The organism is Pseudomonas mendocina, assembly GCF_003008615.1.
Lineage (GTDB): Bacteria > Pseudomonadota > Gammaproteobacteria > Pseudomonadales > Pseudomonadaceae > Aquipseudomonas > Aquipseudomonas mendocina_C.
In genome coordinates this window covers 2584507-2605135 of record NZ_CP027657.1, presented here as the reverse complement: position 1 = coordinate 2605135, position 20629 = coordinate 2584507, and the positions used below count along the sequence as shown (strand labels likewise).

19 protein-coding genes are annotated in these 20629 nt (G+C 65.2%); 3 read left to right on the top strand and 16 right to left on the bottom strand.

All coding sequences use genetic code 11. The features are described from left to right. The 5 genes from C7A17_RS12090 to C7A17_RS12070 form a co-directional block, all read right to left on the bottom strand. Positions 1-834 (bottom strand): ABC transporter ATP-binding protein, encoded by an 834-nt coding sequence (locus tag C7A17_RS12090; RefSeq protein ID WP_106738260.1) that lies wholly within the window; start codon positions 832-834, stop codon positions 1-3. Continuing rightward, a complete protein-coding gene (locus C7A17_RS12085) occupies positions 822-1625 on the bottom strand; it encodes an ABC transporter permease (RefSeq protein WP_036998886.1) in 804 nt (267 codons plus the stop codon). Before C7A17_RS12085 ends, C7A17_RS12090 begins: the two co-directional genes overlap by 13 nt. A 142-nt stretch (positions 1626-1767) precedes the next feature. Continuing rightward, complete coding sequence (locus C7A17_RS12080; protein WP_106738259.1) at positions 1768-2754, bottom strand: ABC transporter substrate-binding protein; 987 nt, start codon at positions 2752-2754, stop codon at positions 1768-1770. Positions 2755-2957: 203 nt separating this feature from the next. Further along, complete coding sequence (locus C7A17_RS12075) at positions 2958-4331, bottom strand: aspartate aminotransferase family protein (RefSeq protein ID WP_106738258.1); 1374 nt, start codon at positions 4329-4331, stop codon at positions 2958-2960. 124 nt (positions 4332-4455) lie between these two features. After that, on the bottom strand, positions 4456-5949 hold the full coding sequence (locus tag C7A17_RS12070; RefSeq protein WP_106738257.1) for an aldehyde dehydrogenase: 1494 nt from the start codon (positions 5947-5949) through the stop codon (positions 4456-4458). A gap of 463 nt (positions 5950-6412) precedes the next feature. On the opposite strand from C7A17_RS12070, the gene C7A17_RS12065 reads away from it, so the two are divergent. Beyond that, positions 6413-7336, top strand: a complete 924-nt coding sequence (locus tag C7A17_RS12065; RefSeq protein WP_106738256.1) for a LysR family transcriptional regulator — start codon at positions 6413-6415, stop codon at positions 7334-7336. Positions 7337-7346: 10 nt separating this feature from the next. On the opposite strand, the gene C7A17_RS12060 is transcribed toward C7A17_RS12065, so the two are convergent. The 7 genes from C7A17_RS12060 to C7A17_RS12030 all read right to left on the bottom strand — a co-directional run bounded on the left by C7A17_RS12060 (position 7347) and on the right by C7A17_RS12030 (position 14615). Then, positions 7347-8954 (bottom strand): methyl-accepting chemotaxis protein, encoded by a 1608-nt coding sequence (locus C7A17_RS12060; protein ID WP_106738255.1) that lies wholly within the window; start codon positions 8952-8954, stop codon positions 7347-7349. Between the two features lie 87 nt (positions 8955-9041). Continuing rightward, complete coding sequence (locus C7A17_RS12055) at positions 9042-9347, bottom strand: NIPSNAP family protein (protein WP_106738254.1); 306 nt, start codon at positions 9345-9347, stop codon at positions 9042-9044. A gap of 200 nt (positions 9348-9547) precedes the next feature. Beyond that, a complete protein-coding gene (locus tag C7A17_RS12050) occupies positions 9548-10630 on the bottom strand; it encodes a DmpA family aminopeptidase (RefSeq protein ID WP_106738253.1) in 1083 nt (360 codons plus the stop codon). Then, positions 10623-11483, bottom strand: coding sequence for an ABC transporter permease (locus C7A17_RS12045; RefSeq protein ID WP_106738252.1), 861 nt, complete (start codon positions 11481-11483; stop codon positions 10623-10625). Before C7A17_RS12045 ends, C7A17_RS12050 begins: the two co-directional genes overlap by 8 nt. Next, on the bottom strand, positions 11480-12367 hold the full coding sequence (locus tag C7A17_RS12040) for an ABC transporter permease (protein ID WP_106738251.1): 888 nt from the start codon (positions 12365-12367) through the stop codon (positions 11480-11482). Before C7A17_RS12040 ends, C7A17_RS12045 begins: the two co-directional genes overlap by 4 nt. Then, entirely contained in the window at positions 12367-13473 is a 1107-nt protein-coding gene (locus C7A17_RS12035) for an ABC transporter ATP-binding protein (protein WP_106738250.1), read from the bottom strand. The genes C7A17_RS12040 and C7A17_RS12035 overlap by 1 nt, the downstream gene beginning before the upstream one ends. Positions 13474-13577: 104 nt before the next feature. Continuing rightward, positions 13578-14615: a polyamine ABC transporter substrate-binding protein gene (locus tag C7A17_RS12030; RefSeq protein ID WP_106738249.1), complete on the bottom strand. Its 1038-nt coding sequence runs from the start codon at positions 14613-14615 to the stop codon at positions 13578-13580. A gap of 214 nt (positions 14616-14829) precedes the next feature. On the opposite strand from C7A17_RS12030, the gene C7A17_RS12025 reads away from it, so the two are divergent. Then, the gene (locus tag C7A17_RS12025) at positions 14830-15681 is read left to right on the top strand and encodes a MurR/RpiR family transcriptional regulator (protein ID WP_234035913.1); all 852 of its coding nucleotides are present in this window, start codon (positions 14830-14832) and stop codon (positions 15679-15681) included. Between the two features lie 307 nt (positions 15682-15988). Beyond that, entirely contained in the window at positions 15989-16282 is a 294-nt protein-coding gene (locus tag C7A17_RS12020; protein WP_106738248.1) for a GIY-YIG nuclease family protein, read from the top strand. Between the two features lie 262 nt (positions 16283-16544). Here C7A17_RS12020 and argE read toward each other — a convergent pair whose 3' ends face one another. From argE to C7A17_RS12000, 4 genes are all read right to left on the bottom strand, one after another. Further along, positions 16545-17702, bottom strand: a complete 1158-nt coding sequence (gene argE / locus C7A17_RS12015; protein ID WP_106738247.1) for an acetylornithine deacetylase — start codon at positions 17700-17702, stop codon at positions 16545-16547. A gap of 249 nt (positions 17703-17951) precedes the next feature. After that, complete coding sequence (locus C7A17_RS12010) at positions 17952-18626, bottom strand: DUF1028 domain-containing protein (protein ID WP_106738246.1); 675 nt, start codon at positions 18624-18626, stop codon at positions 17952-17954. Next, positions 18623-19060 (bottom strand): RidA family protein, encoded by a 438-nt coding sequence (locus C7A17_RS12005; RefSeq protein WP_106738245.1) that lies wholly within the window; start codon positions 19058-19060, stop codon positions 18623-18625. Before C7A17_RS12005 ends, C7A17_RS12010 begins: the two co-directional genes overlap by 4 nt. Next, positions 19060-20421 carry a flavin-containing monooxygenase gene (locus tag C7A17_RS12000; RefSeq protein WP_106738244.1) on the bottom strand — a complete coding sequence of 454 codons (1362 nt, stop codon included), beginning with the start codon at positions 20419-20421 and terminating at the stop codon, positions 19060-19062. Before C7A17_RS12000 ends, C7A17_RS12005 begins: the two co-directional genes overlap by 1 nt. Positions 20422-20629: the final 208 nt, after the last annotated feature.

Below are 20629 nucleotides of genomic sequence, written 5' to 3'. Positions count from 1 at the left end.
TCAATGCACCTCTTCCATGTCGTCATGCAGCAGGCCGAGGATGTGCCGCTTCATGCGGATGAACTCGGGCTCCATGACCACGTCGAGGGTGCGCGGGCGCTCGATGGGCACGTCGAGGATTTCCTTGATCCGCCCCGGGCGCGCGCCCATCACGTAGATGCGGTCGGCGAGCAGGATGGCTTCGTCGATGTCGTGGGTGACGAACACCACGGTCTTCTTGCTGTTGCCCCACACCTGCAGCAGCAGTTGCTGCATCTGCAGGCGGGTCTGGCTGTCGAGGGCGCCGAAAGGTTCGTCCATCAGCAGAATCTGCGGGTCGTTGGCCAGCGCACGGGCGATGGCCACGCGCTGCATCATGCCGCCGGAAAGCTGCTTGGGGTAATGCTCGGCGAACTTGGCCAGGCCCACTTCGTTGAGGTAGAACTCGACGATGGTGCGGATCTCGCTGGCCGGCAGCTTGCGCCGCTTGAGGCCGAATTCGATGTTCTGGCGCACGGTCAGCCAGGGGAACAGGGTGTAACCCTGGAACACCATGCCACGGTCGGCGCCGGGGCCATCGACCTTCTGCCCGCCGACGTAGATCTCGCCCTCGGTAGGCTCGTTGAGACCGGCAGTGAGGTAGAGCAGGCTCGACTTGCCACAGCCGGACGGGCCGACGATCACCGCGAACTGCTGATCCGGCACCTCGAAGGAGACGCGATCCAGCGCGGTGAAGGTGTCGCCCTTGGGCGACTGGTAGCGCAGGCTGACGTCGTCCACCTTGAGCCGCGCGGCGACCTCGGCGTACTCGCTGAGCGGCGGCATGATGTAGGGTTTCTTGGCTACTGCGCCCATGCGGCAATCCTCAGTCGAAGCAGACGGAACAGTTGGTCGGTGATCAGCCCGAGCAGGCCGATGATGGCGATGGCGAGGAAGATCACGTCCACCTGGAAGCCGCGCATGGCCTTCAGACTGATGTAGCCGAGGCCGCTGCTGGCGGCGACCAGTTCCGCCACTACCAGGTAGGTCCAGGCCCAGCCCATGGTCACCCGCAGGGTGTCGAGGATGCCGGGCAGCGAGGCTGGGCCGAGCACGTGCAGCACCACATCGCGGCGGCTGGCGCCGAGGGTGTAGCTGGCGTTGAGCAGATCACGCGAGACGCCCTTGGAGACGTCGGCGACCATCACCAGTTGCTGGAAGAACACGCCGAAGATGATCACCGCCACGCGCTGTTCCAGGCCGATGCCGATCCACAGGATGAACAACGGCACGAAGCTGGTCACCGGCAGGTAGCGGATGAAGTTCACCAGTGGTTCGAGAAAGGCCTGGACGATGCGAAAGCTGCCCATCAACAGGCCCAGCGGCACCGACACCAGCGACGACACGACGAAGCCGATCAGCACCACTTCCAGGCTGGCCAGCACGTGCTTGCTCAGGGTGCCATCACCGGCGAGGCGCACGCCGGCGGCGATCACATCGCCCGGCGTCGGCAGGAACATCGACGGCACTACGCCGCCGTAAGAAAGGATGGCCCACAGGCCCAGCACCAGCAGCCAGCACAGGCTACTGGCGCCCAGTACCAAACGACCAGGCAGGTCGACTTTCGGGGTCAGGCAGCGCTGCACCCAGGATTTTTGCGTGGCCATTAACCACCTCGTGTTGCGGGTATTGAAGAAGCTGAACGCGCAGTCGGCCCCTCTGCCGCTGGGGCGGGCACCGTGGGAGGCGCTTCAGCGGCGACGGTCGCGGCTGAAGCCCCTCCCACAGAGCCCGTTCTGCGCAGAAGGGTTACGGCGTGACGAAGGCGGTATCCACCAGATCCTCGTAGCTCACCGCGTAGGGCTTGCCCTGCAGGGTGCTCCAGGTCTCGTTGGCCAGCTTGATGATCTCGGCGATGTCGCCGGCCTTGCCGGGGGTGCCGAGCAGCTTCTCGCTCATGGCCTGGTCGTAGAACTTCACGCCCTTGGCCGCTTCGGCCAGATCCTTGGGATTGGACAGGTAGCCGCCAACGCCCTTGGCCATGATTTCGTAGGCCTTCTCCGGGTTCTGCTTGGTGTACTCGACCGCCTTGTACAGGCCCGCGACCAGCGCCTTGACGTCTTCCGGCTGCTTCTCGATGACGCCGCAGTCCAGTGCCACCACGTCGACGATCACGCCGGGCGTGGCGCTGCTGTCGACCAGCACCTTGCCGCTGCCCTTCTGCTTGACCATGGTCAGGTTCGGCTCCCAGGTCACTGCGGCCGGTACGTGGCCGGCGATGAAGGCCGAGGCGGCGTCGTCGGCGGTCATGTTCTGCACCTCGATATCGCTCATGCTCATGCCGGCATTCTTCAGCAGGTAGCTGAGCCAGAACTGCGACACCGAGCCCTCGTTGACCGCCACGGCCTTGCCCTTGAGGCCCTGCATGTCGGCGATGTCGTTCTGCACCACGATGCCATCGCCGCCGTGGGATTCGTCCAGCGCCGCCACGGCCTTGAAGCAGAAATCCTTGGAGCGGTACTTGAGGATCTCGTCGATGGTCGAGGCCGAGCCGGAGAGCTTGCCCGAGGCCTGCGCGGCCATGTACATCGAGGCTTCTTCGATGGTGGTCAGTTGCAGGTCGAGGCCGGCTTCCTTGAAGTAGCCGAGGTCACGGGCCAGGTACAGGGTGCCGTAACCGACCCAGGTGGTGTGGCCGATGGACAGGGTGCCGGCCTGGGCGGTGGCGGCCATGCCGGCAGCCAGTGCGGTGCACGCGAAGGAACGGACGATACGGTGGTGCAAGGACGATTTCATGTAGCACTCCCACAGCCTGTTGGCTCGTTATTGGTTTACGTGGGGCAGGGATTGGCCAGTGGCCGAATTACACGTTTACGGGCCGACTTCGTTGGATCGGCGCCTGATTCTTCGCCGCCCTCTGTGGGGCGGTTTCGGGGGCTTTTCGTGGGAGCGGCTTTAGCCGCGATATCGCGGATGAATCCGCTCCTACAGCCTTCGGCTCACATCAGGTTCAGCTCACGCCCAGTGCGATCCACCGCGCGTTTGGTCTTCTCCACCAGTTCGTCCAGCTCGGCATGCGTGGCCACCAGGGCCGGCGCCATGATCATGCGGCCGAGGGTGGAGCGAATGATCAGGCCCTCGTCGAAGCCGACGGTGCGGCAGTGCCAGGCGATGTCGTTCTCGTTGGCGAAGCGCTTGCGCTTGGCCTTGTCCTCGGCAAACTGCAATGCGGCGACCAGGCCGGTGCCCTGGATATCGCCGATCAGCGGGTGACCTTCGAAGGTCTCGCGCAGCAGTTTCTGCAGGTACGGGCCGGTATCGGTCTTGACCGTCTCGACGATCTTCTCGTCGCGCAGCGCGGTGAGATTGGCGATGGCCACGGCGGCGGCCACCGGGTGGCCGGCGTAGGTCAGGCCGTGGGCGAACACGCCGCCTTCCTGCACCAGGGCGTCGGCGATGCGACCGCTGAGCACCAGGCCACCCATGGGGATGTAACCGCTGGTCAGGCCCTTGGCGATGGTCAGGGTGTCGGGCTGGAAGCCGAAATGCTGGTGGGCGAACCACTCACCGGTACGGCCAAAGCCACCGATCACCTCGTCGGCGCAGAGCAGCACGTCGTACTGGCGGCAGATACGCTGCACCTCGGCCCAGTAGCTGGCCGGCGGGAAGATCATGCCGCCGGCGCCCTGGAAGGGTTCGGCGACGAAGGCAGCGACGTTCTCGGCGCCCAGTTCGAGGATCTTCGCTTCCAGCTCGCGGGCGGCCTTGAGGCCGAAGGCTTCTTCGGACAAGTCGCCACCCTCGGCAAAGTAGTAGGGCTCACCGATATGGGCGAAGCCCGGCAGCATGCCGCCCATCTCGTGCATGAAACCCATACCGCCAAGCGCGGTGCTGCCCAGGGTAGAGCCGTGATAGCCGTTCCAGCGGCCGATCATCACGGTCTTGCTCGGCTTGCCGACCACCTGCCAGTAGCGGCGCACGGTGCGGATCAGCACCTCGTTGGCCTCGGAGCCGGAGTTGGTGTAGATGGCGTGGCTGTAGTGCTTGGGCAGCAGGCTGAAGAGCAGCTCGGACAGCTCCACCACGCGCGGATGCGTGGTGTGGAAGAACAAGTTGTAGTACGGCAGCTCTTCGAGCTGGCGCGTTGCGGCGGCATTCAGGTCGGCGCGGCCATAGCCCAGCGCGGTGCACCACAAGCCGGACATGCCATCCAGATAGCGCTTGCCGTCCGTGTCCCAGAGGTTCAGGCCCTGGCCCTTGGCGATGACCAGCGCGCCCTTCTCGTTGAGCGCCCTCTGGTCGAGGAAGGCATGGATATGGTGCGCCGCATCCAGTGCCTGGTATTCGGATGTGCTGTGCTTCGGGGCAGTCATCGCAAGGTCTCCGCCAGTGGCGTGTAGAGTGCGCCGTGCGCACCGTTAATAATCTGATCAACTCCACCTGGTGCGCACAGCGCACCCTACAAACCGGGGAGCCATCCGGTGTGCGCGGCGCACCCTAGGGACGCAGTTGGAACCAGGTGGTTTTCAGTTGGGTGTACTTGTCGAACGAATGCAGCGACAGGTCGCGGCCAAAGCCGGACTGCTTGCCGCCACCGAACGGCGTGCTGACGTCCAGCGCATCGACGGTGTTGACCGACACGGTGCCGGCCTTGAGGCGACGGGCGACACGGTGGGCGCGGTTGAGGTCGTCGCTCCACAGCGAGGCGGCCAGGCCGTAGACGCTGTCGTTGGCCAGGGCCACGGCTTCGTCCTCGGAATCGAACGGCAGCACCGCCAGCACCGGGCCGAAGACTTCCTCGCGGGCCAGGCGGCTGCTCGGCGTTACGCTGGTGAAAATGGTCGGCGCGATAAAGTTGTCCGAGCGGCCTACAGTCAGTTGCTCGCCGCCGCAGACCAGGCGTGCGCCGTCGGCCTGGGCGTCCTTGATGAAGTCCATGATCCGTGCGGTCTGCCGCGCTTCGACGATGGCACCGGCACGGCTGGCCGGGTCGAGTGGATCGCCGGGCAGCCAGTCGCGTGCCTTGGCCTGCAGGCGCTCGACGAATTCGTCATGGATCGAACGCTGCACCAGCAGGCGCGAGTTGGCCGAGCACACCTCGCCCTGGTTGAAGAAGATGCCGAAGGCGGCCTTCTCGGCGGCCAGGTCGAGATCCTGGCTGTCGGCGAACACCAGATTGGCGCTCTTGCCACCGCACTCCAGCCACACCTGCTTGAGGTTGGACTGCGCCGAGTAGCCCATGAAGTATTTGCCCACCTCGGTGGAGCCGGTAAAGGCCAGGCAGTCGACGTCCATATGCAGACCAAGGGCCTTGCCGGCGCTCTCGCCTAGCCCCGGCACCACGTTCAGCACGCCTTCCGGCAGGCCGGCCTGCAGCGCCAGCTCGGCCAGGCGCAGGGCGGAGAACGGCGACTGCTCGGCGGGCTTGAGCACCACCGAGTTGCCGGCAGCCAGGGCTGGCGCCAGCTTCCAGGCGGCCATGTCCAGCGGGAAATTCCACGGCACCACGGCGGCGACCACGCCCAGCGCTTCACGGGTGATGGTGGCGAGCACGTTGCGCGCACTGGGCGCGACTTCGTCGTAGAGCTTGTCGAGGCTCTCGGCGTACCAGCGGAACACGCCGGCGGCACCGGGCACGTCGATATTCCAGGCATCCATCACCGGCTTGCCCATGTTCAGCGAATCGAGCAGTGCCAGTTCGTCGCGATGGGCCAGGATCAGCTCGGCCAGGCGCAGCAGCACCTGCTTGCGCTCGCTCGGGGAGCGCTGCGACCAGACGCCAGCGTCGAAGGCCTGGCGGGCGCTGCGCACGGCCAGCTCGACCTCGGCCTCGCCACAGGCGGCGACCTGCGCCAGCACCTGGCCGGTGGCCGGGTTGATGGCCGCGAAGGTAGCGCCGGACTGCGCCGCCACACGGCGACCACCGATGATGGCCTGTTCGATGAAGGCTTGCTGCCGGGCGCGTTGCTGCCAGTCGCTGAGTTCGTACACCACAGTCCCCTTGTACCGTTTGGCGGTTGCGGAACTGATGGTGGCGCAAGCCCGAAGATAGGAAAAATATTAAAAATGTCGCCGGGACATACGAAAAAGATGGTCACACCCGCACCAAGGTAGTGCAGCCCGCCAACTCCTTGTGCAAATACCCAATGACGCGCCGCAAGGCCGCGCCACGCCTGACGCGAAGCACACCAGACAGTCCAACGCCACGCACCATTTCAGCCCGCACTACACCTTGCAGGGTGGGCCGGGCGGCGATCCGTTTCAGCGCGTAGGGTGGGCTTCAGTCCACCACCACATGCAGACGCTCGCCATCAGCACCGAGTACGACTCTTGCAAGGCATCCCCCGCCCAGGGCCATAAAAAATATGGCCACTGGCAAACAAGATGCTCGCCTACCGCCCCCTGATCTGCGGGTATGGTGAGAACCAGAAGAAGATCGACCGAGGTTCCTTGCGTGGCTGCCTACACCCTGCGTCAACTCAAGTATTTCGTCACCACCGTCGAATGCGGTAGCGTCGCCGAGGCGTCGCGCAAGCTGTACATCGCCCAGCCCTCCATCTCCACAGCAATCAAGGGCCTGGAAGAAAGCTTCGGCGTGCAGCTGTTCATCCGCCACCACGCCCAGGGCGTCTCACTCACCCCCAGTGGTGCGCGCTTCTACCGCAAGGCGCAGGAGCTGCTGCGCATGGCGCACGAGTTCGAACAGAACGCCCTGGCCGACAACGACGTGGTGGCCGGGCAGATCGACATCGGCTGCTTCGAGACGGTCGCCCCGCTCTACCTGCCACGCCTGATCGCCGGCTTTCGCCAGCGCTACCCCGGCGTGGAAATCCGTCTGCACGACGGCGAGCAGCACGAGCTGGTGCAGGGCCTGACCGCCGGCCGCTTCGACCTGGCGATCTTCTACGAGCACGACCTGGACGGCACCATCGAGACCGAACCGCTGATGCCGCCGCAACGTCCCTACGCGTTGCTGCCCGAAGGCCACCGCTACGCCGCCCAGGCACAAGTGTCGCTGCGCGACCTGGTGCTCGACCCGATGATCCTGCTCGACGTGCTGCCGAGCCGGGGCTACTTCGTGAGCATCTTCGAGGAGCTGGGCCTGTCACCGAACATCGTGTTCAGCTCGCCCTCCATCGAGATGGTGCGCGGCATGGTCGGCCAGGGCTTCGGCTTCTCGGTGCTGGTCACCCGCCCCCACTGCAACACCACCTACGACGGCAAGCAGGTGGTGTGCGTGAACATCACCGAGGACGTCACCGGTTCCGGCCTGGTCGCAGCCTGGCTGAAGCGCGCACAACTGACCAAACCGGCGCAGTTGTTCGTCGACTACTGCAAGGCGGAGCTGGGCGAGAAGCGCGTGGCGCAGCCCGCCTGAATCCGGCGACTCAGACCTGGAACTGCATGACGGCGTTGCGCATGCCCTGCGCCACCCGTTCCAGTTCCTCGGCCGAGTGCGCCAGCTCGTTCACCGCCTGGGCGTTGTGCTGAGCCATCTGCGCGATCTGCTCGACACGCTGCGCCACCTCGCTGCTGGCATTGCTCTGCTCGCCGATGGTTTGGGAAATCTCCTCCACCACCTGGGCGGCGCGTTGCGCGCCATCACGTATTTCATTGATTGAATCGCCGGCCTGGTGCGCCAGGGTCACGCCATCGTTCACCCGGGTCACACCGGCCTGCATGCTGTCCACCGCCAGGTGGGTATTGCTGCGAATGCGCCCGATCATGTCGGTGATTTCCTGGGTCGAGTGCGCGGTGCGGGCGGCCAGGTTGCGCACCTCATCGGCGACCACGGCGAAACCACGCCCGGCCTCCCCCGCGCGTGCAGCCTCGATCGCGGCATTGAGGGCGAGCAGGTTGGTCTGCTCGGCGATGCTCTTGATGACCTGAATGATCGAATGGATTTCCTCGGATGAACGCCCCAACTCGGTAATCGTCTCGGACGACGAGGTGACCGCCTCGGCGATACGGTTCATGCCGTCGACCACACCGAGGATGACCTGGCCACCGCTGTCGGCCAGTTGCCCGGAATGAGCGGAAATGCCTTTGGCATCGTGGGCGTGCGTGGAGACCTGGGCGATGTTCTGGATCATCTGCTCCATGGCCGCAGCCATGCTCGTGGCACTGTCCGCCTGCTGGGTCGAGTCCTGCAGAATACGTTGGGCCGTGCCGGTCAGCGCGCGGGCGGTGTGCTGCAACTGCTCGCTGTTCTGGGTGATGCTGCTGATCATCCGGCCGAGGTTGCCCTGCATCTCGGCCAGCGCCTGCAGCAGGTGGCCGGCCTCGTCCTGCCGATCCACATCGATGCGACCGCGCAGGTTACCGCTGGCGATGGCGCGCGCAGCGTCGACGGAACGTTGTAGCGGTCCGAGCACGCTGCGCATCAGGCTCCAGGTGATCAGGCCGAGCAGCAGACTGACCAGCACGATGCCGGTGATCAGATAGACCGAGGCCTGGCTTACGGCAGTCTGACCACTCTGGTGAGCAGCACTCACCTGCTCTTCGATCAGGCTGCTGAGCGCCTCGTTCTTGGCTTCGAGCTCGCTGAAACGCTGCATGAACTCGGACATTCCCGCTTTGGCGGCCTGCGCGTCGCGCAGGGCCGTTTCAGTGATCTGCTCGGCTTCGGCGATGTAGGCGGTGAGCGCTGGTTGCGACTGGGCAATGGCCTGCTGGATGTCGGCCGGTAGCGGCAACTGGGCGTTGGCGGCCAGGGCACGCTTGAACCAGTCGGCATGCTCGCGCAGATCCTTGCGCACCTGCTCGGCAGCGGCCTGATCACCGGCCTCGACGCTGAAAGCGGCTAACACATCGGCGCGCAGCGCGTCGTGCATCATGTCCCCCTCCAGGTGGTTGCGCAGCGCGGCGACGCTCAGCTCGTTCTGCGCCAGCGCGCCATTGAGTTGGGTCTGGCCCCAGAAACCCACCGCGCCCAGGCCCGCGGCAACGGCCACGCTCAGTACTCCGCTGGCGATCATCTTCTGACGAATATTCATGGGCTGCTGTCTGGCTGTGGCCTCGGGAGCTGTAAGTCTAGTTCAGCTGCCAGAGCTGCAAGGGCGGGCCAGAAATACCGGGTCGAGCTAGTCGAACACGGGGCGCAAGAAGCTGCGCTCGTAGCTGAGGATACAGCGCGTCTCTTCGGCATAGCGGAAGGCCGCCTGGCATTCGGCGTCGGCGAAGGAGTCCTGCCGATAGCGTTCGTAGTCAGCCAGGCTGGGGAAGCTGAACAGCGCCAGGGCGACGTTGTTGGCACCTTCCGAGGGCAGGAAGTAGCCATGATGGCTGCCGCCGAAACGCTCCACCAGCGGAATCCACAGCTTGGCGTAGTGCTCGAATTCCTTGAGCTTGTAGGGGTCGACGATATAGCGCAGGTAGCAGGTGATCATGGGCGTCCTTCATTGCGGGTGGATTCGATGAAGCGGGGATATAAACACGACGAAAAATCCACGCGCCATTCTTTTCCCGCATCACGCCAGCAACCGGCGGTGCGCACGGCGCACCCTACCCGGTGACCAGCTTCACGTAGCCCGGATGAAATCCGGGAGACAGGCGATACCGAGTCCCCGGATTGCATCCGGGCTACGCATCACACCCCGACCACCAATTCACGCAAACGCTCGCCATCGATGGCCCGGCACGTCCCTTCGGGCTTCTGCATCGGAGAATCCTCGGCAGCCAGCATGGCGTTGAGCACCGCCTCGTCGGTGGCCTGCACGGCGGCCAGGTACAGGGCGTCGAAGCACTCGTCGTTGAGGTAGTCGAGGTTCAGCCGCGCTTGCGACACCTGTGGCAAGGGCCGTGGGTTGGCCACACTGAAGGCCAGGAAGATATCGCCGGAGTTGTTGCCACCCGGCGTGCCGGCCAGGGCGATGCCGAGGCCGGCGCGCTGGGCCAGGCGCTTGAGCTGGTGCGGCAGCAACGGCGCGTCGGTGGCGAGGATGACGATGATCGAGCCGCGCTCGCGCTCCAGCCCGGCTGGCAGTTCATCTTCCAGGCGCTCGCCGACCGGCACGCCACAGACCTTGAGCCAGGCGCGCTGACCATGGTTGGCCTGCACCAGGGCGCCGAGGGTGTAGGTTTGGCCGTCGATTTCGACCAGGCGCGAAGCGCTGCCGGTGCCGCCCTTGTAGCCGTAGCAAATCATGCCGTTGCCGCCGCCAACGTTGCCTTCGGCGATGGCACCGCCTTGCGCCGCATCCAGCGCAGCCAGGGCATCGGCCTCGCTGACATGCTGGCCGTTGATGTCGTTGATCACCCCGTCGTAGGTCTCGGCCACCACCGGCATGGCCCACAGGTGCTCGCGCTGCCAGGCATCGGCGTACTGCTGGATCGTCCAGCGTGCGGCGGCGTGATGGACGATGCCGACGCTGTGCGAGTTGGTGATGCACAGCGGGCCGACGAAGTAGCCACCATGTTCGATCCAGTGCGTGCCGGTCATCTCGCCATTGCCGTTGAGCGCATGAAAGCCCGCCCATACCGGCTGCGCCTCGCTATCGCGGCCACGCGGCAGGATGGCGGTGACGCCGGTCTGGATGCGCCGGCCGTTGGCGGCCACGCCATCGAGGGTGCGGTAGCCGACCAGCACGCCGGGCACGTCGGTGATGGCGTTGTACGGGCCGGGGGTGCCGGGCAGCGGCAGGCCGAGTTCGCGGGCGCGAGGTTTAGCCATGGGAGTCATCCTGGGAAGTGGCGGGCTTGCGATTGCGCAGGTACAGGCCGAGGGCGGCGATCAGCAGCGAGGCAATCAGCAGCAGGGTGGCGATGGCGTTGATCTCCGGCTTGATGCCGCGGCGGATCATGCCGTAGATGAAGACCGGCAGCGTGGTGGAGTCCACCCCGGCGATGAAGTAGGTGATCACCAGGTCGTCCATCGAGATGATGAACGCCAGCAGAGCGCCACCGACCACGCCGGGCAGGATCTGCGGCAGGGTCACGCGGCGAAAGGTCGTCCAGGGTGAGGCGCCAAGGTCGGCCGAAGCTTCCTCCAGGCGCGTGTCCATGCCGGCCAGGCGCGCGCTGACGATCAGGAACACGTAGCTGATCAGGAAGGTGCAATGGCCGATGATGATCGAGCCCTTGCCCAGCGGCATGCCGACGCCGACGAAGAAGATCAGCAAGGCGATGCCAAGCACGATGTCGGGCATCAGCATCGGCATGAACAGCAGCACCCGGTAGAACGTCTGCAGGCGGAAGCGATAGCGCGCAATCGCCAGCGCGGTGAGCGTGCCGATCACGGTGGAGATCGCCGTGGTCGTCAGCGCCACCACCAGGCTGGTGCGCAGCGCGGCCAGCAACTGGTCGGTGGATTCGACGTACAGCGCGTTCTCGCTGAGGTTGGTGGATAGGCCGAACAACGAGCGATACCAGTCCAGGCTGAAGCCGTCCCAGATCATCATGTTGATCGGGTTGCTGTTGAACGAGTAGGCGACGATCAGGCCGATCGGCAGGTACAGGAAGACGAAGAAGGCCAGGCTGTAGCCGCCCAGCAGACGGCGCCCAAGGTTGGCGAGCAAGGTGTTCATCGGCTGGCCTCCGGTGCGCTGTTGCGCCCTTGCGCCAGCACGTAGAGCACCAGACACACCAGCACCGCGGCCATCAGCAGCATGGCCAGGGCGGCGCCGAACGGCCAGTTGCGCGCGGCGAGAAACTGCTGCTCGACCAGGCTGCCGATCATCAATACGCGCGCGCCGCCGAGCAGTGACGGCACGATGAAGTTACCCAGGCTGGGAATGAACACGATGATCGAGCCGGCGGCGATACCCGGCAGGGTCAGCGGGAAGATCACCTTCCAGAAGCTCTGCCAGCGGCTCGCGCCAAGGTCGGCGGAGGCTTCCAGCAGGCGCTTGTCGAGCTTCTCGACGCTGGCGTAGACGGGCATGAACATGAACGGGATGAAGATGTAGGTCATGCCGATCAGCACCGCGGTCTCGGTGTAGATCAGCTCCACCGGGTTGTGGATGCCCAGCGCCAGCAGCGTGGTGTTGATCACCCCGCTGGGGCGCAGGATCAGCAGCCAGGCGTAGAGGCGCACGATCAGGCTGGTGAAGAACGGCAGGGTGATCAGGAACAGGCAGAAGTTGCGCATCCGCTCCGGCTGACGCGCCACCCAGAAGGCCGCCGGGTAGCACAGCGCCAAGGTCGCCAGCACGGTCAGCCCGGCCAGCTTGAACGAGCGCAGGATGATTTCCAGGTAGACCGGATCGAACTCCTCGTTGACGCCATCGGCCCAGCCCAGCACCCGGCCGAAGTTGTCCGGGTAGAAGCTCCACTCGACGCCGCCGTAAAGCCCCGGCTCGAGCAGGCTGTAGACGGCCATGATGGTCAGCGGGGCGAGGAAGAACACGCCGATGATCAGCGTCACCGGGGTCAGCAGGCCGACCAGGCGCAGGCGCTCGCGCATTGGCATCAGGCACCTCCGGGGATCAGGTGCGCGGCCGTAAGCCCATACCAGAGCTGCACGCTATCGCCGGTGCGCAGGCGTTGCGGCGCGGCGTCACGCAGCACCGCCTTGACCAGGCGGCCGTGGCTGGTGCGCAGCAGCAATTCGAAGTCCTTGCCGATGAACAGCAGTTGCTCCAGGCGTCCTTCCAGCGCGGCGAAACCCTCGCCGGGGCACTGCAGGTGGAACTGCTCGGGGCGTAGCATGAGCTGGGCGTATTGGCCCACTCTCAGGCCGGGATGGCGCACCTGCAGCAGGTCACCCTGGCTGTCGAGCAGGTAGGCGATGCCGTCGTTGACCGAGCCGACGTGCACGTCGAACAGGTTGCTCTCGCCGATGAAGCCGGCGACGAAGGCGTTGGCCGGGCGGTGGTAGATCTCCGCGGGAGCACCGATCTGCTGGATATGGCCGCCATTGAGCACGACGATACGGTCGCTCATGGTCAGCGCTTCTTCCTGATCGTGGGTGACGAAGACGAAGGCGATGCCCAACTCGTGCTGCAGGTTCTTCAGCTCGCGCTGCATGGCCTGCCGTAGCTGGCGGTCGAGCGCCGACAGCGGCTCGTCGAGCAGCAGCAGGGCCGGGCGATCGACGATGGCGCGGGCCAGCGCCACACGTTGCTGCTGACCGCCGGACAGCTGGCCGGGCTTGCGCCGCTCCATGCCGGCCAGGCCGACCATCTCCAGCGCCTCGCCGACGCGCTGGCGTTTCTCGGTCTTGCCGACGCCGCGCACATCCAGCGCATAGCCGACGTTGTCGCCGATGCTCATGTGCGGGAACAGCGCATAGCTCTGGAACACCGTGTGCACCGGGCGGCGGTGCGGCGGCACCAGGTTCATCGGCTGGCCTTGGATCAGCAGCTCGCCGCCATCGAGTTGCTCGAAGCCGCTGATGGTACGCAGCAACGTGGTCTTGCCGCAGCCGGACGGCCCCAGCAGGGTGACGAATTCATTGGCGCCGACAGCCAGGTCGAGGCCGTCGAGGGCACGTACCAGATGCCCTTCCGGCGCACGGTAGTGCTTCACCGCGCCACGGATCTCGACCACCGGCGCGATTTGGGTGAAAGCGGTCATGGAGGACTCCACTGAAGGTCGGAGCGGTCGCGGCTGGAGCCCTGCCCACAGATTGCATGACTTGTGGGAGGGGCTTCAGCCGCGACCTAACTACACAGGCTGACTCAGTTGGCGGTACGCACGCGCGTCCACACCCGGTCGTACTGCTTCAGACCCTTGCCGATATCTTCGAAGATCTGCAGCTTGGCCATCACCTCGGCCGGCGGGTTGACCTGCGGGTTGTCACGCAGCTCGGCCGGCAGCAACTTCAGCGCTTCCTTGTTCGGCGTGCCGTTCATTTGCTGCGCGGTGTTCAGCGCAGCGATCTCCGGCTGCAGGAAGAAGCTCATGAAGCGCTTGGCGTTGGCCTTGTTCGGCGCGCTCTTGAGCACGCACATGTCCTCCTGGTACATCGTCGCGCCTTCCTTGGGGATGACGTAGGCGAGGTTCTGCGGATCCTGCTTCACGTACATCATGGCGCCGACGAAATAGTGCGCGGCGGCGGCATCACCGGACTGCACCATCGGCACGCTGTCGTAGGTGAAGGCGGAGATCAGCGGTTTGCGTTCGATCAGCCAGTCGGCGGCCTGCTTGAGTTCGCCTGGCTCGGTGCTGTTGACCGACTTGCCGTCCTTGATCAGGCCGACGCCGAGGGTTTCGCGCATGTCGTCGAGCATGATCACCTTCTTGCCGGCCTTGGCCTCGGCGAAGAAGTCGTCCCAGCTCTCGATCGGCTTGGAGACCTTGTTCTTGTTGTAGAAGATGCCCACGCTGCCCCAGGCGTAGGGCATGCAGTATTCGCCCTTGGGGTCGGACTTGGAACGCAGGAAGGCGGGGTCGATATTGGCGAAGGCGACGTCCTGGTTGATGTCGGTCTTCTCCAGCAGACCGAGGGCGGCCATGGTGTCGTGCATGTGCACCGAGGGGAAGACGATGTCGTAGCCTTTGGCGCCGGCCTGCAGCTTGGCCAGCATCTCTTCGTTGCTGCCGTAGGTGTCGAGCGACACCTTGATGCCGGTCTCGGCGGTGAAGCGGGTCAGCACCTCGGGGTTGATGTAGTCGCCCCAGTTGTACAGGCGAAGTTCTTCGGCGGCCTGGGCGGCGCCGGTGACGAGGCCGCTGCCAAGCGCGACGCACAGGGCGAGATGACGCAGTATGGGCATGTTCCTGTTCTCCACTGTTGTGGCCGCGCCAGGGCGCGGCATTTGCTTGTTGCGGCAGGAAGCGCGAGCGTCGACTGCGGAGCGGAAAGACTTTTAGCGGCTTTCTTCACTCGGGTAACGGCCAATCGACATCTCTTTGCATTACGGTTGCAGAGTAGAATATATTTCTTCCAAAGATCAATACTCTGACATTTAAATGTCAGAACGATTTGGCATGGCAGGGGAATCGGACATGCTCGATGGCAAGATGGAGCACCTGGAAGGCAAGCTGACGCCGGCCGAGCGCACCCTGTGGGCCTATATCCAGGCCAACCTGGAGACCCTGGCGTTCGAGAACGGCGCCAGCCTGGCAGCCAAGAGCGGGGTCAGCCCCAATACGGTCAGCCGCTTCCTGCGCCGGCTCGGCTACAAGGGCCTGAAAAGCCTGAAGGACGAGCTGCGCGACGAAGTGCGCGTGCAATCGCTGCTCAACCCGGCGCTGATCGAGCGGGTCGAGCAGCCGGAAGACCTGGTGGCCCACCTCAACGAGGAAATCGAAGCGCTGCGCGCCTTCGCCGAGCTGCTCGGCAGCCAGCACTGGCGCGACATCGTGGCGCGCGTGGGGGATGCAGAACGGGTGTTCGTCTGTGGCTTCCAGACCATTCGTGGGCTGGCCGAAGATTTCGCCAACCGCCTGGCCCTGGTGCGCTCGGGCGTGGAATTTCTCGACCTCTACAGCGGCGTGCTCGGCCAGTGGTTGGACAGCCATAACCAGCGTTGCTGCGTGATCCTGATCGACATCGCGCCCTACGCCGATGCCGGCATCGCCTTCGCCAACAACTGCCTGAAGCAGAATACCGACCTGGTGGTGTTCACCGACGAATACGGCATCGCCAAACATATCGACACGCCGCACATCGTCACCATGAAGACCAAGACCGGGCTGATACTCGAATCCACCGGCGGCCTGACCAGCGCCCTGAACGTGCTGCTGCACTGTGTCGCCAGCGACCACAAGGATCAACTCAAGGAACGCCTCGGCGCCTACCGGGCGCGGGTCGAGAGCCTCAAGCTGTACCGCACGTAAAGGGCAGAGCCCTGTCGTTGCTCCCGCAAAGGAGCGGGATCAGATACTGCAGCCTCTCTGGATTCCCGCCTTCGCGGGAATGACGGGCGGGAGTGTGCTGGACTCAACTGACCAGTACTGGATTCATGCCTGCGCAGAAATCGTGTTACTGGAGCCATGCTCACGTCACTCCCGCGAAGGCGGGAGCCCAGATACTACAGCCCCTTTGCATTCTCGCCTTCGCAGGCATGACGGGCAGGAGCGGCAACAGCCAAACTCACCCACTACACTTATGGGCCAGGAACATTCACGTCCAGGAAGGACAACCATGCCCAGGTCACCCGCCGTCTACATCCTCGCCAGCCAACGCAATGGCACGCTCTACATTGGCGTGACCAGCAATCTCTGCAAACGTATCTGGGAACATCGTAACGATTGCGTCGCGGGCTTCACCCAACGCTATGGCGTGCACCAACTGGTCTATTACGAAATGCATGAGAGCATGCTCACCGCCATCACACGCGAAAAACAGTTGAAGAAGTGGCGGCGGGAATGGAAGTTGCGCCTGATCGAGTCGGGTAATCCTGGATGGCAAGACTTGTGGGAAGAAATCGTCGGCTAGATGGACTGGCGCACCATCTACACACTCTGCTGCCGCGCCGCTGGGTTCCCGCCTGCGCGGGAATGACGGGACGGGAATGTACCGAACTCATATGACCAGTACTGGATTCCGCCTGCGCAGGAATAATGGTGCTGAAGCCGTGCTCACGTCATTCCCACGAAGTCGGGAGCCCAACATCAGCAGACCACGAACACCAGGTTCAAACGCCATTCCCGCGCAGGCGGGAATCCAGGCAGGCGGCAGGGTACTTCGCTCAGGCCCGTCAATCGCCCTGCAGCATCCACCCTGCCAGACCCGCCAGCATGGCGTCACAGCGGGCCAGTTGATCGAGACTGACGAATTCGTCCGGCTTGTGCCCCTGCTCCATGCTGCCAGGGCCGCAGACCACGGTGGCCACGCCGGCCTCGTCGAACAGACCGCCTTCGGTGCCGAAGGCGACGGTGGTGAAGTCCTCGCGCTCGGCTATCAGCGCCAGCAGCTGTGCCGCGTCGCTGGCAGCGTCGGTAAGCAGGCCGGGATAGCTGGACAGCTCGCTGAAACGAATGTCGCTGGCCGCGCTCACCGCACGCATGCGCGGCAGCAGCTCGCGCTCGGCGTAGTCGCGCAGCTCGGCGGCGACCTGCTGCGGGTCGTCGGCCGGCAGCGCGCGCATCTCGAAATCGAAGCGGCATTCGGCGGGCACGATGTTCAATGCGCGACCGCCCTGGATCACCCCGGTCTGCACCGTGGAGTACGGCGGATCGAAACGCGGGTCATGGTGCTCGGGCGCGGCCAGGCGCTCACCGATCTCGCCGAGGCGGCCGATCAGTTTCGCCGCGTATTCGATGGCATTCACCCCCTGCGGCGCATAGGCCGAATGGCAGGCGGCGCCGTGCACCTCGCAGCGCATCGCCAGCTTGCCCTTGTGGCCGAGCACCGGACGCATCTCGGTGGGCTCGCCGATCAGGCAGATGGCCGGGCGCTCGGGGCTGGCGCGCAGGCGCTCGACCAGGCTGCGCACGCCGAGGCAGCCGACCTCCTCGTCGTAGGAAATGGCGATGTGCAGCGGCAGGCGCAGCGGCGCGGCGAGAAAGCGCGGCAGCGCCGCCAGCACGCAGGCGATAAAGCCCTTCATATCCGCCGTGCCGCGCCCGTACAGGCGGCCGTCGCGTTCGCTCAGTTGGAACGGTGGCACGCTCCAGTTCTGGCCGTCGACCGGCACCACGTCGCTGTGTCCGGAGAGCATCACCCCGCCCGCCCCTGCCGGGCCGATGCGCGCATAGAGGTTGGCCTTGCTGCGTTCGGCGTTGAACAGCAGCTCGCTGTCGATGCCGAGACCAGCCAGGTAGGCACGCACGTAATCGATCAGTGCCAGGTTGGATTCGCGGCTGGTGGTGTCGAAGGCGATCAGGTCGGCGAGCAGGTCGCGGCTGGTGGGCATGGGTGGTTACCGGTGAAAGGTTGATCGATGCTCCTGTGGGAGGCGCTTTAGCGGCGACAGTTCAAGGTCGCGGCTGAAGCCCCTCCCACGATCTGGGTGCAGTGTGGCGCTTTCATCCCAGGACACATGCGGTGGACGAAAAGAGCGTCGTCCACCCTACGACTGGGTGTGTGGTTGTGGGAGGCGCTCAGCGGCGACGAAGGGTACGCGCCAAGTCGCGGCTGAAGCCCCTCCCACAGGTCGTCCAACCTACTCGTCACCCGGTACGCCATAACTCGGCGCGGCGGTTGGGTCGAGGGCGCGGGTGATGTAATCGTGCAATTGCGGCTCGTAGGCGCGCCAGAGTTTATCCAGCTCGCCGATAGGGTCGTGCTCGGCCCAGTCGACGCGCAGGTCGACCACCGGCCAGACCAGATCACCGACCACCGACAGCGCCGCCGAATGCACCGGCCCGGCCTCGCCACCGGCGGCCATCGCCGCGTGCATGGCTGCCAGCAGGCGATCCGGCAGGCCGCCGTCGGCCTGCTCGAAAGCCTCGACCATGGCGTCGATCACCGCTGTGGAGGCCAGCAGATTGCCGGCTGCCACGCACTGCTCGCCGGCGCGCGCATGGTGCACACCAAGGGCTTCGCTGCCGGAAAAATGCGCGCTGGCGCCATGGCTGTCGATCACCGTCACCTGGCGGTACTGGCCGTAGCCATTGCGCGCCAGCGCCTGCTCCAGCGCACTGGCCGGCGCCTCGCCCGCCTCCAGGCGGTCGAGAATCTGCGGGCCGAGCGCCGGCAGGGTGATGTTCTGCGTCGACACCGCGCCGACCCCGGCACGCAGCCAGGGGCAACGGGCGCCGACGGCGATGCTGGAGGAGCTGATGGCGATGCCGAGGTGCCCGGTTTCCGGGCAGCGGCCGACGATGGAAAAGGTCATGCCTGGCCTCCGGCGCTCGGCCAGTCATCGGGAATCACGGCAATCACGTCGATCTCCATCAGCCATTGCGGCTGGCCGAGCGCCGAGACCACCAGTCCGGTGGAAATCGGGAATACGCCCTTGAGCCATTTGCCGACCTCCTTGTACACCGGCTCGCGGTAGCGCGGGTCGATGATATAGGTGGTGGTCTTGACGATATGCGAGAGGTCGCTGCCAGCTTCTTCCAGCAGTTGCTTGAGGTTCTTCATCGCCTGCTCGGTCTGCGCCTGCGGGTCGCCGAGGCCAACCAGGTTGCCGTCGAAATCGGTGCCGACCTGGCCGCGCACGTACACGGTGTTACCGGCGCGCACGGCCTGGCACAGGTCGTTGTCCAGGGACTGATTGGGGTAGGTGTCCTTGGTGTTGAACATGCGGATGCGGGTATGAGTGGGCATCAGCGGACTCCGGTGAGGCTGACTTTGCCAGCGCTGGATTCGAGGGTCGCGGCGTCACGCTGAGCAGCGTCGCGGTAGGCGGTGTACTTGCGCTGGGTGGCGATGTGGTCGGCGATGTGGCGGGCGTCGTGCCACACGCCCCAGATGAAGGTGGAGCCACGGCGCGACAGCCAGGGTAGGCCGACGAAGTACACCCCCGGCTCGCTGGACACGCCGCGCTGGTGCTTCGGCTTGCCGTTGGCGTCGAAGGCATCGACCTGCAACCAGCTGAAGTCCGTGGCGTAGCCGGTGGCCCAGATGATCGAGGTGACGCCGGCTGCGGCCAGGTCGAGGCTTTGCAACGGCTCGCGGACGCACGCCGGCTCAGGGAAGCGGCGGCGCGCCTCGGGCTCTTGTGGCAGGTCAAGCCCGTTGCGTTCGATATAGGCATCGGCGGCATCGAGCAGCGACAGGTAGTTCTCGTCACCGCGCGCCAGGTTCTCCGCCAGGTCATCGGCGAACTGCGCCACGCCATCCGCGAAGGCGCGGGTCAGGCCTACCAGGGTGATGCCCTGCGCGGCCAGCTCACGAAAATCGATGGTGCGCCCGCCATGGGCGCCGCTGACGGCGATGGTCACATGCTCCTTGCCGGGCTGCACGGTTTCCAGATCCCACAGGCCGAGCACGCCGAGCCACCAGACGAAATCGCGCCCGCGATAGCTGCGCGGCGGCCGGTCGTGGGCGCCGACGGAGAGGTACACCTGGCGCCCGGCGCGGTTCAGCTCGTCGGCGATCTGCACGCCGGAAGAACCGGCGCCGACCACCAGCACCGCGCCTTCGGGCAGTTGCTGCGGATTGCGGTAGTGCGCCGAGTGGATCTGCAGCAGGCTGTCGTCCTGCGGGGCGATGGCCGGGATCACCGGGCGCTGGAACGGGCCGGTGGCGGCGACCACGCGATTGGCGTGGATAGTGCCCTCGGAGGTTTCCACGATAAAGCCGGCGCGGCCGGGCGCGCGTACCACCTGCTTGACCTCGACGCCGGTGCGGATCGGCGCGTCGATCATCTGCGCGTAGGCCTCGAAGTAGTCGGCCACCTGATCCTTGTGGGCGAAGTCGTCCGGGCCGAGATCGGGGAATTCCATGCCGGGGAAGCGGTCATGCCAGACCGGGCCGTTGGTCACCAGCGAATCCCAGCGCACCGTGCGCCAGGCCTCGGCGATGCGGCTCTTCTCCAGCACCAGGTGCGGCACGCCGAGCTTGCCCAGGTGCTCGCTCATGGCCACGCCGGCCTGGCCAGCGCCGACCACCAGGGTGTCGATCGTCAGGGTTGCGGGTACCCGACCTGCGGGTTGGGGAAAGGCGGATTGCTTCAGCTCGGTCATGGGTGCCTGCTCTGATTCTGCTCGTGACTGAATCCGCCGGGGCGGCTCGTTGCGGGCATTCTGTTCAGAGCGGGGGATTAGCGAAATTATGTTTTTTGTAGTCGCTGGCAAGGGAAAAACTGCCCGCAAGCCGTGACGGTGCAGGCACCCGCCGCCACGCACGAAGATCGTGCAGGAAACCATCGCTATATACAAAATTACACAACGA